Consider the following 12,964-nt stretch of genomic DNA (forward strand, 5'->3'; position numbering starts at 1 on the left):
AACTAGTATTGTTAGACTAATATTAAATATAAAAAATTTTATTAAGCTCAAACTTATAATGAATGATATTTATAGTTTTTCAAAGTCAGAATTAGACGTAATGATTGAAGATTTTGGGTTCCCAAAGTTTAGATCTGATCAGATTTGGAGGTATCTTTATAAAAATAATGTAATTTCGTTTAATGATATGACTAATATTTCCAAGAAATTAATCGACTTTCTAATAGAAAATTTTTATATTGGGACTTTAGAAGAAGTAAATAGAATAATTTCAAAAGATAGGTCAACATATAAGAGCTTATTGAGACTAAAAGATGGTAATTTAGTTGAGGCTGTACTAATGAATTATCCTTCTGATAATCATCGAAAGCCAAGAAAAACTATTTGCATATCAAGTCAGGTAGGATGTGCTCTTGGGTGTACTTTTTGTGCAACAGGCCAACAAGGCTTTAAGAGAAATCTAACTTCAGGGGAAATAATTTCTCAAATAGTACATTTTACTAAATTAGAAAGTGAAAATTTTTTTGATTCTATATTACTCAAACCTAATAAATCATATAAAGGAATTAAGAATATTGTTTTCATGGGAATGGGAGAACCTTTAGCAAATTATGAAAATACTATTGAGGCAATAAAAAAAATTAATAGTAATATAGGCTTAAATTTTGGTGCAAGAAATATAACTGTATCAACTGTTGGCTTGGTACCTCAAATATTAAGACTTGCACGAGAAGAAATCCAAATAAATTTAGCTGTATCTATTCATGCTCCAGACAATAAAACAAGGTCTGAAACAGTTCCTATAAATAAAAGATATCCAATAGAAGACTTAATTAATTCTTGTAAAGAATACATCAGAATAACTAATAGAAAGATTTTTTTTGAATATGTTATGCTCGAAGGCCAAAATGATTCACCTGAGCATGCAAAAAAATTAGGAGAACTATTAAAAGAGATGCTTTGCCATGTAAATCTCATACCTGTAAACCCTACTAATAATTCAGAATACAAAAGATCAAGAAAAAATATAATTAGAGCATTTCAATCTGTATTAATCGATTATAATGTCCCTTCAACAGTAAGAATGGAAAAAGGAATTGAAGTAAGTGCTGGATGTGGTCAGTTAGCAGAGTCTAACTCTTATTAGTCTAAAATAGCTTCTGCTAAAACTTCTACTAAATATTTTGGATTTTTAGTAGATAAGTCCTTAATTTGATCGTGACAAGAAATTCCCGTTACAATAATTTCTTCTTTTTCATTTGAATTTTCTATGGTTGGTAGGAGTCTATCATTAGCCATAGTTTTTGATATTTCATAATGTTCTTTTTCCATTCCAAAAGATCCTGCCATCCCACAACATCCTGCATCAATAAGTTTGGCATTAAATTTTTCTGGTAAGTTAAGAGAACTTAAGGAATTAGTTGTGCCATTAAGAGCTCTTTCGTGACAATGAACAAAAAGCAATAAATCTTTATCAACTTTATTCCACTTGATTTGTTGCTTACCATCATCTTGAATTTGCATTATAAGATCTTGTATTGTGAAGGTGTTATCTGAAATTTTTTGAGCTTTATCTCTCATGTCAGCTAAATCAGGAAGCTCATCTTGCAGAGCTGAAACACAACTTGCTTCAATTCCTACAATTTTTATATTTTTCTCAACATAACTGGATAATAAATTAGTATTAAAATCAGCATATTTTTTTGCTTCATCTAAAAGTCCTTTAGATATTAGTGTTCGCCCACAACATTTTCTGTTTGTAATTTCTACTTCATATCCTGCAGATTCTAAAACCTTAACTGCTGCTTTTCCAACATGAGGATGNATAAAATTTATATGTGTGTCGTGAAAGAACAGAATTTTACCCCTTGATCCAGTCGTATTTTGTTTTCTTTTTTTGAACCATGACTCAAAAGTATATGAACTTATTTTAGGCATGTTTCTTTTTCTATCAATTCCAATAATTTTTTCTGTAATTATTTTAGAAAAAGGCATTTTATTTGCAAAATTATATAAAAAAGCTTGAGGNCCTGATATCAATTTATATAACTTAGGGACTCCTCCAACCAATTTTGATCTTAGTGGAACTTTATTTTTTTTATAGTAATTATTAAGAAATTCATATTTAATTTTTGCCATATCAACATTAGCAGGACACTCTGATTTACAAGATTTACATTCTATACATAAATCTAATACTTCTAACATTTTTTTATCTGTTAAGAAGTCTTCTTGTAGGGAACCAGAAAGTACTCCCCTTAATGCATTAGCTCTTCCTCTAGTAGAATGAACTTCCTCTCTAGTTGCCATGTAAGAAGGGCACATAGCCCCAGCATTAAGTTTTCTGCAAGCACCAACTCCTATGCATTTTTCTATGGCTCCCTCGAAACCTCCTTCAACTGAAAAATCTAGAAGCGTATCTATTTTTTTTAATTTATAAGCTGTACCATACCTAAGATTATCTCCCATCTTAGGTGTATCAAATATTTTGCCTGGATTCATAATTTTAGTTGGATCAAAAGCGCCTTTAAGCTCTCTGAATGAATCTATTATTTTTGGACCATACATTTTTTCAGACCAAACTCCTCTTACAATTCCGTCTCCATGCTCTCCGCTCAAAGATCCGTCAAACTCCTTAACTAAATCAGAAATTTCATCTGAAATCTTAATCATTCTTTCTATTCCGTCCTTAGTTTTTAGGTTGATTGTTGGTCTTATATGCAAACATCCTTCAGATGCATGACCATAATAACCAGCTTCGGTTCCATTATTTCTTACAATCTCATCAAATCTTTTAACATATTCTGGTAACTTTTCTGGAGAAACGGCTGTATCTTCTACAAAGGGAATTGGCTTCTTATCTCCTGGGATATTCATCATAAGTCCTAAGCCAGCTTGTCTCATAGCCCAAACCTGTGATATTTTTGCAGAATCAAAAAGAGTGGTTATCGCGTATGAGAGATTTAGTCGTCTCATTTTATCAGATAGCTTCTTAATTTTACTTCTAACCTCTGTTTCAGTTTCTCCGTTCATTTCAACTACTAAAATATCGGTAGGTTCTCCTTGTAAGAAATCTAAATTTCTTGAAAAACCTAAAGATTGTTTTGCCTGAGTAATTATCATTTTTCCAATATGTTCAACAGCTGCAGGTCCTTCTTCAAGGGTAGCAACAGTTGCTTCCATTGATTCAATTAAATCTTTGAAATGTAAAATTGCTAATCCTACATATTTAGGTAATGGTTCTAGATTTAGCTTCGCTTTTGTTACTGCAGCTAAAGTCCCTTCTGATCCAACCATTATATTAACTAGGTTTAATTTATTAGAATTTGGATGTACCATATCTAGGTTATACCCACCTACTCTTCTATTAACCTTAGAGTATCTAGCATTTATTTCGTTATAATATTTAGATGACATACTCATTACGTCTCTATAGATCTTTCCTTCTAAATTTTCTAATGAGATTTTATCCTCTAATCTCTTACCGGACAATTCCTCAAAATAAGCTTTAGAACTATCTGATAAGATTACTTCCATTTCTCTGACCTGATCAACAGTTTTACCATAAATAACTGAATGTGATCCACATGAATTATTTCCCATTGCACCTCCAACATTTGCTCGAGATTTAGTGGACGGATCAGGTGTGAAATGCAAATTTGTATACTTTAGCTTTTGATTTAAGTTATCAATAGTTATACCTGGTTCTGTGATAACATAATTTTCTTCAGGATTTATTTCTAATACATTGTGCATGTATTTTGAAAAATCTATTACGACGGCTGAATTTACAGTTTGCCCAGATAGACTTGTACCTCCACCTCTTGGCAATATAGCTGTATTATTTCTATTACATATATCAATGATTGCAGAGACATCATCAGCGTTTTTAGGAAGAGTGACTCCAATTGGAGTCATGCTGTAAATAGAGCCATCAGTGGAATACATTTGTTTGTATACTTCGTCAAATTTAACTTCACCCTGTATACTTTTACTGATCTCATTTTCTAAATGAGCATTAATCTCTTTACTAGATTTTTTATTAGCTAGTGTCATTAAAATTAATTAATTAATGGAATCAATGGTATATATTTGTTCTCCACCAGGTGTAGAAACAGTAACTTCATCACCCATCCTTCTGCCAAGTATGGCAGAACCAACTGGTGAAACACTTGATATTTTACCTAGAAGTGGGTTTGCTTCATTTGCTTCTACTAATTGATAATCGTAATTGTTATTATTACTATGATTCTTAACAGAAACTTTAGATCCTATTACGATTCTATCTCCACCTGAAGTACTATCAATTATATTTGCTATCTTAAGAATTGATTCAATCTCAAAAATTTTAGAGTTGACCATTTCAATCTTTTCCCTTGCTGCATCTAGAGGTGCATTTTCTCTAATATCACCATCTGCAGCAGCTCTTCTAACTTCTTCAGCTAATTGAGGTCTCTCGGACTTAAAATCTTTTAGTTGTTTTTCATAGTCCTTATAGCCAGCTTCTGTTAGATTTATTTGTTGCACCTTGCTATCTTCAAGCCTTTTTGTTATTTTGCCTACATTAGATTTTTTCATTCTAAGATGAGAGGCTAAGTTAGAGTTAGTCAATTCAGATGATCTTAGAAAAGTTAGAAATTTTTTGATATGAGCTACTTTTTGGGGGCTAGTATCTGTACTAGATCTTTTAGCAAACTCATCTGAGTAAACTCCAATTTCTGAGGGAGTGATAGTTTCAACAGTCCTATCAGGACCCAGCCACCTAACCATTCTTCCAATTTCTTGCTGTGCTGTATTATTTAATTTTCTTGAGGATGTTTTCACATAGAACTGAAAAGCATCAGACAGGCTATTTACTTCAGAAATGTTTTCAGTTTCCTCTATAATTGACTTAACTTCAGCTTTCTTAGACAATTCAAAACTCCCCAGTAAAATTTCGTATCCTATCATTTTAAATGAATTTTTGATAAAAAGCTTTCTTAAATGAATGTTTTTATGAAGAAACAATTTTTTTATTCAATATTTTTGATAATATTAAATAATTGAAAAATAAAAGATATTATCGAAGAATAAGAAATTTAAGAAAAAATGCCAAAAAGAACTTATCAACCGAAAAATAGAAGAAGAGCTAGGGTGCATGGGTTTAGATCTAGAATGAGATCAGCTAGCGGAAGAAGAGTTTTGGCAAGAAGACGAAATAAGGGTCGAGAAAGACTTACTGTTTAATTAGATTTGGAATTTATCAGTCTAAAAAAAAAATCAGAATTTATTGAATTAAAAAAATTCGGTAAAAAAATTAATTATAGATTTGTTTCAATTACATTTCTTGAAAACCAAGATGATTTTAGATTGGGATTTCAAATAACAAAAAAATCTGGTAATGCAGTTTTTAGAAATAAAATCAAAAGACAGATAAAAAATCTGATAAATGAAATATTTTCTAACCAATTGGAAATTCCAATGAATAAAGGTTTTTGGTTGCTAATTTACGTAAATCCAAAGATAGATAAATTCCAATATTCTGAATATAAATCTTTTTTTAGAAAGAAATTTGATTTATAGGAAAAAAAATTGAATGAAATAAAATTATTTTCACTCAAAATTGATATGATTATGAAAAAATCATCTAATGCTTTTTTATCATTTTATAAATATGCAATATCCCCATACCTCATGAGTCAATGCTGCTACGCTATATCTTGCTCCGAATACTCAAAATTTATAATTAATGAAAAAGGATTTATTTTAGGGCTAATTTACTCTTTTATTAGATTATCTAAGTGTACCTTATTACCTTTTAGAAAATTTATATTCATTAATAAAAAAATTAAGCTTTTATTATTCGTTTTTACTTTCTTTACTTTTGTCTCTTGTACGAATTTTGAACATCAAGGTGGTTGGTCTGATGTAATACTAGATCCTGACAATAAAAGTTTTTTTGTTACATCTAATAAAGGTAAGGTATTTAACATAGTTTCGAATGATGGTATTCCGAGAATAAACTGGTCTTACCCTGAAGAAGAAAAAGGAACTTCATACTCAAATCCTATTTTATATAAAAATTCTATATTAAGTGCAAAATTTGATTGCAGGGGTAAAAATTGTGAGGGGGAAGTTTTCGAAATAAGAAAATCAGATGGCCAGGTTATTTGGAATAAAAATATACCATCCAAAATAAACCCAAAGCTTCAAATATTTAATGATATTTTGATTTTCTCAACCCTTGAAAAGCAAAATAGTGTAGAGGATCCAAAATCAAGTAATATTTACCTTATTTCTCTTAGAGATGACGATACAAAAGGAGAAGTTGTAGGCAAAATACCTGTTATTGGTGAAATTTGGAATGGAGTCTACCTAAATAATGAAAAAATTTTTGCTGCAACATTAGAAGGATCCCTACATATTTTTGATGCTAATAAGTTCGGAGATTTTTCAAATAACTCTTTAGATGAAATTTCAATAGATAAGGTTAATTTCCCCTATGCAATAAACTCTCCATTATTCTTTTTAGAAAATCGAATAATGTTTTCTGATACATCAGGTATGTTTTATTCTGCAGATATAAATAACCTTCAAAATTTTAATCAAATAGATTTAGAAAACTGGATGATTTCTAAGCCCTTATTTAATGATTCCAAAATTTATGTGTTTACTCTCAATGGAGATATAATTACAATTCATCCTGATAAATTTGAAATTATAGAAACATTTAATACGGATAAAGTTATTGTAGGAGATCCTAAAATCCTAAAACTCGATACTGATGAATATATACTTTTACCCACTGAAAAAGAAGGTATTGAGATTATTAATATTAATGAATTTGATAAAGGTAATAGCGTAGGTAGGTATTCTACTGAAGAAAAATTGTATAGCTCTCCATTAATCTTTGAAAATAATTTGATAATTCATACCCAAGAAAGTAAATTATTATTTTTTAAGGTTAAAACAAGAGATATGTACTATTGCCTTAATTTAAATGAAGAAAAGATATGTAACTAATTATGAATATTTTTAGTTTATTTTGGACAAACATAATAATGAAGCCTATGATAAATAGTCTTTCTATTCTCTATGATTTATTAGGCAATAATTTAGGTCTTTCTATTATAAGCTTTACTGTTATTGTAAGATTTATTCTTATTCCACTTACTATCAGGCAAACAAAACAGATGAAAAGGATGCAGGATCTTCAACCACAGCTTCAGGCTATTCAAAAGAAGTATAAAAATAAAACTCCACAAACTAGACAAAAGCTACAGCAGGAAACTATGGCTCTATATAAAGAGGCAGGAGTAAATCCTATTGGTTGCTTAGGTCCACTAGTAATACAAATGCCTATTTGGATTGGTCTCTATAGAGCAATTCTCAAGAGTGCTCCTTCATCTCCTGAAGGATTTGTAGATCTTTCTAAATATTTTTATTCTTGGAACTCATCAATTTCTAAGATACCTTTTAACAGTAATTTTATTGGAATTGATCTTGTAGATTTTGTTCAATTTGCACCCACTCCATGGCAGTTTGCACTTCCTTTGATTGTTGGATTATCAATGTTCATACAGCAAAAATTTACTACAGCACCCACAACTGATCCCAGGCAACATCAGACCCAACAAATGATGCTTTGGATGATGCCTATCATGTTCGCAGTATTTACATGGCAATTTCCTGCTGGTTTAGCAGTATATATATTTTTTTCTAATTTAGTTGGTATAGCGATACAGTACTTTGTAGGAGGTAAACAACCATTAATGCTTTTTGGTAGGCTTTATTTCGGTACTACAGAATCTAGAGAAATATATTTAGAAAAATTAAGTGCACAAAAAGAAAGTAAAAATACAGAAGTTAATAATTTAAATAAGGAGGAAACTAATGAATCCACGAATATTCAAAGGGAAGACAGTAGAAGAAGCAACAGAAGAAGCTCTAAAAACTCTAAAAAAAGATCTAGAAGATCTAGAAATTAAAATAATAGATACTGGAAGAAATGGTATTCTTGGGCTTGGAGGGCAACCAGCTGAAATCGAAGTATATATTATTGGTGAACCAATTGATAACTTGGGTGAAGAGATCGAGACAAATAAGAAAAAATCTCCTATCAAGCCACTTAAAAAGAAAAAAACAACAAGAAAAAATAAATCTAGCTCAAGTTCTACTACTATTACAAAGCCTAGCCCTAAGATTAAAAATGAAAATAAGAATTATCCAACTGAAAAAGATCCAGAACTAGAAAAAGCTGTTGGAAAAATACTAAGCAACTTAATCAAGTCTGCTAACTTAGAAGCAGATGTTTATGTTAGAGATGAAATGGAAGAAGGCTCTATCGTTTTCGAACTAGAAGGTAAAGACTCTGGCCTAATTATAGGAAGAAGAGGAGAAACTCTTTCATCAATTGAATATCTTGTAAGACTCATTGCTAGTAAAAATCTTGATAAAAGAGCAAATGTAATGATTGATGTTGAGGACTATAAATTAAGAAGAAAAGAAAAATTAGTAGGTATAGCAAAAAGAACTGCTGAAAAAGTTCTAAAAACTGGAAAAAGAATTAGCTTAGAACCTATGTCAGCCTCTGACAGAAGAATAATCCACGTTACTTTAGCTGATAATTCTAATGTTAGTACTCAAAGTAGAGGAGAAGGCTTGCAAAGAAAAGTTGTAATTAATCCATCAGAAAACTAAAAGGTGATCAGCTCATTAGTTATAGGGAATACCTCTATTGATATACTCAACGATTCAACGGAACAACTTGGCGGATCAGTTGCTTATATTTCAAATCTACTAGTGAAAGCTGATCAAAATGTTACTGTTATATCATCTTTTGGTAGAGATTATCCGACAGAAATTTTTGATCCAAGTATAAAATCTATTTTTTCTTTATCTAAGGTAACCACAAAGTTTAAGGTTAGTTATAAAGATTTACTAAGAGAAATGAGTCTAGTAAGTAGAGCTGATCATTTAGACTTAAGGTTTTTAAAAAGAAAAAAAATTCATGATGACGTTATCTTTTTTGTTCCAATTCTAGATGAAATAAATATTTTAGATACCAAAGATATTTTAAGAAATAATAAAGATGTGTTTTCCGCATCTATCCCTCAAGGATGGATTAGAAATTTCAATCAAAGAAAAATAAAAATTGATTTTTCCTTATTATCAGAATTTCCATTTTTTGACCTAATCTTTTTTTCTCATGAAGAAATCACTTCAGCTAAGATTGACCTATCCATATTATTAAAATTATCAAAAATATTGGTTATAACCCATGGTGATAAGGGTTCTACAATTTTTTCATCCAATAAAACTATAAATATTCCTGCACATAAAGCTAAAGTAATTGATTCTATAGGAGCAGGAGATGTATACGCAGGAATATTTATAGATGTTTATCTCAAGACTAAAAATTTAGAAAAAGCAGGAAAAGCTGCATCTAAAATTTCTTCTAAAAGTACTGAAATTTCGGGTTTAGAAGGTCTTAAAAATTATTTAAAAATTTAATTCAGACGCTGCTGTCATAGTTGTTAGATAAAAAATTACTGAAGCTATAATGTGCTTATCTTTTATGATTACCTCTTCAGGAGACTCTCCCAAATTACCTTGAGATGTAACTTTATAATATCTATAAATTCCATATGAAAAAAAGATGGAAGTTATTAGAAATAAAAAGTTTCTTTGATTACTTAAGATTTCTGAAAAGCAATATATTGCATAAACTAAAATATTTAGTATTAAAACTAAATAAATTACTCTAGGGACATATTTCTTTGAATAAAAAACTCGAATATCACTATACCTAACATTTTTATAATGCTTTGATTCAGAAAATCTTTTTATTAAAATTATTAATAAAGATGCTAAAAAAGTTAATATATATAGCCAAATAGATATGTCAAAATTAATTGATAATGTTCCTACTATCATTCTAGTAATATAAAAAATACTGATGCAAAGTATGTCTAAAGCAGGAATACTCTTAATTAATCTTGAGTAAGAAAAACTTAAGATTATGTAAAAAAATATCATATAAATTATTTTAGAATCTACAAGATATGCACAAGCAATACTTATCAAGAAAAGAATTATTATGAAAATAACTATTTCTAGAATACTAATTAATCCTAAAGAGATCGGCCTATTTTTTTTAATGGGATGATTTTTGTCATATTCTCTATCCATCAAATCATTTACTTGATATCCAATAATTGATGCGCAACAAAAAGATATGAATGCTAGAAAATTATTAGTAATAAGTGTAATATTTTCATCAAAACTTAGAATTCTCCATTTTTCTAATGTAAAGAAAAAAGGTACAAAAATTATAAAATTCTTAAGTACTTGTTTTGGTCTAGAAGATTTAATAAATTTTTTCATAGTTAGTTAATTATTTATATTTTTTATATAAATCAAATATAATTCAACGATTATATTAAAAAGCTTAAAAACCTATTAGATATCTACTTTATAAATAAGTTCTATGATGCAAACATTAAGTTACTTGCATTATAAACAGCAAAGAAAATCAATGGCCATTGAATCTCTAAACGAAGAGTGTGGGGTTTTTGGGATAATAAGTCCTAAAGAACAAGTTGCAGAATCTATTTACCTAGGTCTTTTTGCTCTACAACATAGAGGTCAAGAAAGTGCAGGAATTGCTACTTCAGACGGATCTAAATTATTCAAAAAAACAGATACAGGTCTTATAGCAAATGTATTTAAAAATATTCATGCATCAAACCTAAAGGGTAGTTTAGGTATTGGGCACACTAGATATTCAACTACAGGTAGTGATTCAAAAAAAAATGCTCAACCCTTAATTGTTAGGGGTATTAATGGAGAAATTGCACTCGGGCATAATGGTAATTTAGTCAATACAGAAGAACTAAAAGAAAAGTTTTTATCAGAATTTCAAATTGATTATAAGACAACTGCTGACTCAGAAGTTATTGCACATATGTATGCTAATTCATTAGGAAAAGATTGGTTTGATAGATCAAATTATTGTATGAGATATATTAAGGGTGCCTTTTCTATACTTATTATGACAAAAGATGAATTAATCGGAGCAAGAGATCCATTGGGTATCAGGCCATTGTGCCTAGGTAAAAAAGAAGGTTCATGGATCCTTTCATCTGAATCATCAGCCTTGTCTCATATAGGAGCAGATTTTGTAAGAGAAATTGATAATGGAGAAACAGTAGTAATAAATAAAGATGGTATCCAGTCTTCTAAGTATAATTCTAGGTCAAATGATCATAAGATGTGTATTTTTGAACAAATTTATTTTTCAAGACCTGACTCCATAATTGATGGGCAATTAGCTTATGAATCTAGAGTTAAGATGGGAGAAAGCTTAGCAAAAGAACATTCAGTTGATGCTGATATAGTAGTTGGAGTTCCCGATTCAGCAATTCCTGCAGCCATAGGGTATTCAAATGAAAGTAAAATCCCTTACACAGAAGGATTAATTAGAAATAGATATGTCGGTAGAACTTTCATATCACCTAATCAAAAATTGAGAGAGCTTGGGGTTAAGACAAAATTTAATGTTCTAGATCAAGTAGTTTAGGATAAAAAAATAATCCTAATTGATGACTCTATTGTCAGAGGTACAACTACTACTAGGGTTATAGAAATGATAAGAGATGCTGGAGCCAAAGAAGTTCATATGAGAGTTTCTTCTCCCCCTATAACTTCTCCGTGTTATTTTGGAGTTGACATGGCTACAACATCTGAATTATTAGCTAACCAATTTAGTATAGATGATATAAGAAAAATAATTGGTGCAGACTCTTTAGGATTTCTAAGTTTAGAAGCCTTGATAACATCTGTCAATTCAAATAAAAATAGCTATTGTAAAGCTTGCTTTACAGGTGACTACCCAATGCCTGTTCAGTTAGATTTTGATAAATTTCATTTAGAGAAAATAAAAGAAAAAAATTAGAAATGAATTCAAATTTTAGTTATAAAAAAGCTGGTGTAGATTTAGATAAATCAGATTTGATAAAAGATAAATTAGTTAATAATGTTAGCTCTACTCATAATAAAAATGTTATAAAGAATAATGATGGATTTGGAGGATTATTCTTAACAGATAATTTGCCAAAAGATTCTATATTAGTATCAACAACAGATTCAGTGGGAACAAAAGTCAAGATTTCTGGGAAAATGGGCCTACATAAAAATTTAGGAGTTGATATCGTAAATCATTGTATAAATGATTTGATCCCTCAGGGAGCAATACCTTTATATTTTCTTGATTATTTAGCTTTTGGTAAGTTAGATGAAAAAGTAGTATTAGAAATTGTTGAGGGTATATCAGAAGCATGTTCGAAAATTAATTGTGCAGTAATAGGTGGAGAAACAGCAACTTTGCCTGGTGTATACACTGAATATGACTATGATGTAGTTGGCTTTATGGTAGGTTCGGTTACAAAAAATAATCTTAAGTCTAAAGAAAGAGTAAAAGAAGGATTCAAGCTTATAGGAATGCCTTCAAGTGGCCTTCATACAAATGGATTCTCTTTAGTTAGATCAATTTTTGATACTGACTCAAGTATAAAAAACTTATCTCAAAAAGTTCCTAATGAAGAAAGAAATTTAGGAGAATTATTAGCTGAACCTCATAGAGAATATTTGTCAGATATTTTTACATTTATTAATGATATTGAAGCTATTTCTCATATAACAGGAGGGGGCCTTTATAAAAATCTTCCTAGAGTTTTTCCTAATAATCTACAAGCTAAAATTTCTAAGAATTCATGGAATATTCCTAATCTTTTCAAGTATATTCAACAAAAAGGGAACCTAAATGAGAAAGAAATGTTTGAAGTTTTTAATATGGGTGTAGGATTAGTTCTAATAGTAGATCCTAATAATTCTCAGAATATAATAGATCAGTGCAAGGATTCTTGGTTATTAGGTGAATTAGTTCCAAAAAATATAAATGAAGAAAGTGTAGTCATAGAATAAT

The 12,964-nt window shown here is 29.7% G+C and carries 11 protein-coding genes and 1 pseudogene; 9 read left to right on the forward strand and 3 right to left on the reverse strand.

Annotated elements, in window-relative coordinates:
• The first annotated feature begins 58 nt into the window (after positions 1-58).
• Positions 59-1,147, forward strand: coding sequence for a 23S rRNA (adenine(2503)-C(2))-methyltransferase RlmN (rlmN, locus tag MK083_02640; protein ID MCH2673354.1), 1,089 nt, complete (start codon positions 59-61; stop codon positions 1,145-1,147).
• Here rlmN and MK083_02645 read toward each other — a convergent pair.
• Both MK083_02645 and MK083_02650 read right to left on the reverse strand, forming a co-directional pair.
• The gene (locus tag MK083_02645; GenBank protein MCH2673355.1) at positions 1,144-4,056 is read right to left on the reverse strand and encodes an FAD-binding protein; all 2,913 of its coding nucleotides are present in this window, start codon (positions 4,054-4,056) and stop codon (positions 1,144-1,146) included. The two genes, rlmN and MK083_02645, sit on opposite strands and share 4 nt — an antisense overlap.
• Positions 4,057-4,065: 9 nt before the next feature.
• Complete coding sequence (locus MK083_02650) at positions 4,066-4,914, reverse strand: transcription elongation factor GreA (GenBank protein ID MCH2673356.1); 849 nt, start codon at positions 4,912-4,914, stop codon at positions 4,066-4,068.
• A gap of 174 nt (positions 4,915-5,088) precedes the next feature.
• Here MK083_02650 and rpmH point away from each other — a divergent pair, with 174 nt between their 5' ends.
• Genes rpmH through MK083_02680 form a run of 6 tightly spaced genes read left to right on the forward strand, consistent with a single transcriptional unit; the run spans position 5,089 to position 9,492 of the window.
• Positions 5,089-5,226 (forward strand): 50S ribosomal protein L34, encoded by a 138-nt coding sequence (rpmH, locus tag MK083_02655; protein MCH2673357.1) that lies wholly within the window; start codon positions 5,089-5,091, stop codon positions 5,224-5,226.
• A gap of 6 nt (positions 5,227-5,232) precedes the next feature.
• On the forward strand, positions 5,233-5,562 hold the full coding sequence (gene rnpA, locus MK083_02660) for a ribonuclease P protein component (GenBank protein MCH2673358.1): 330 nt from the start codon (positions 5,233-5,235) through the stop codon (positions 5,560-5,562).
• A 9-nt stretch (positions 5,563-5,571) separates the two neighbouring features.
• A complete protein-coding gene (yidD, locus tag MK083_02665) occupies positions 5,572-7,002 on the forward strand; it encodes a membrane protein insertion efficiency factor YidD (protein MCH2673359.1) in 1,431 nt (476 codons plus the stop codon).
• A 2-nt stretch (positions 7,003-7,004) separates the two neighbouring features.
• Positions 7,005-7,967, forward strand: a complete 963-nt coding sequence (locus tag MK083_02670; GenBank protein ID MCH2673360.1) for a YidC/Oxa1 family membrane protein insertase — start codon at positions 7,005-7,007, stop codon at positions 7,965-7,967.
• Entirely contained in the window at positions 7,873-8,679 is an 807-nt protein-coding gene (locus MK083_02675) for a Jag N-terminal domain-containing protein (GenBank protein ID MCH2673361.1), read from the forward strand. Before MK083_02670 ends, MK083_02675 begins: the two co-directional genes overlap by 95 nt.
• Positions 8,680-8,682: 3 nt before the next feature.
• A complete protein-coding gene (locus tag MK083_02680) occupies positions 8,683-9,492 on the forward strand; it encodes a PfkB family carbohydrate kinase (protein ID MCH2673362.1) in 810 nt (269 codons plus the stop codon).
• On the opposite strand, the gene MK083_02685 is transcribed toward MK083_02680, so the two are convergent.
• Positions 9,481-10,365, reverse strand: coding sequence for a UbiA family prenyltransferase (locus tag MK083_02685; GenBank protein MCH2673363.1), 885 nt, complete (start codon positions 10,363-10,365; stop codon positions 9,481-9,483). The two genes, MK083_02680 and MK083_02685, sit on opposite strands and share 12 nt — an antisense overlap.
• Before the next feature lie 151 nt (positions 10,366-10,516).
• On the opposite strand from MK083_02685, the pseudogene purF reads away from it, so the two are divergent.
• Positions 10,517-11,935 (forward strand): annotated as a pseudogene (purF, locus tag MK083_02690) (amidophosphoribosyltransferase).
• 2 nt (positions 11,936-11,937) lie between these two features.
• Positions 11,938-12,963, forward strand: coding sequence for a phosphoribosylformylglycinamidine cyclo-ligase (purM, locus tag MK083_02695; GenBank protein MCH2673364.1), 1,026 nt, complete (start codon positions 11,938-11,940; stop codon positions 12,961-12,963).
• The last annotated feature ends 1 nt before the right edge of the window (position 12,964 follow it).

This window comes from Dehalococcoidia bacterium, assembly GCA_022451965.1.
Lineage (GTDB): Bacteria > Chloroflexota > Dehalococcoidia > Lucifugimonadales > Lucifugimonadaceae > TMED-70.

Bases quoted from the DNA above. Each gene is read 5' to 3' on its own strand.
- MK083_02675 (MCH2673361.1), top strand. From the start codon at position 7,873: ATGAATCCACGAATATTCAAAGGGAAGACAGTAGAAGAAGCAACAGAA.
- rlmN (MCH2673354.1), top strand. From the start codon at position 59: ATGAATGATATTTATAGTTTTTCAAAGTCAGAATTAGACGTAATGATT.
- rpmH (MCH2673357.1), top strand. From the start codon at position 5,089: ATGCCAAAAAGAACTTATCAACCGAAAAATAGAAGAAGAGCTAGGGTG.
- MK083_02685 (MCH2673363.1), bottom strand. From the start codon at position 10,365: ATGAAAAAATTTATTAAATCTTCTAGACCAAAACAAGTACTTAAGAAT.
- MK083_02670 (MCH2673360.1), top strand. From the start codon at position 7,005: ATGAATATTTTTAGTTTATTTTGGACAAACATAATAATGAAGCCTATG.
- purM (MCH2673364.1), top strand. From the start codon at position 11,938: ATGAATTCAAATTTTAGTTATAAAAAAGCTGGTGTAGATTTAGATAAA.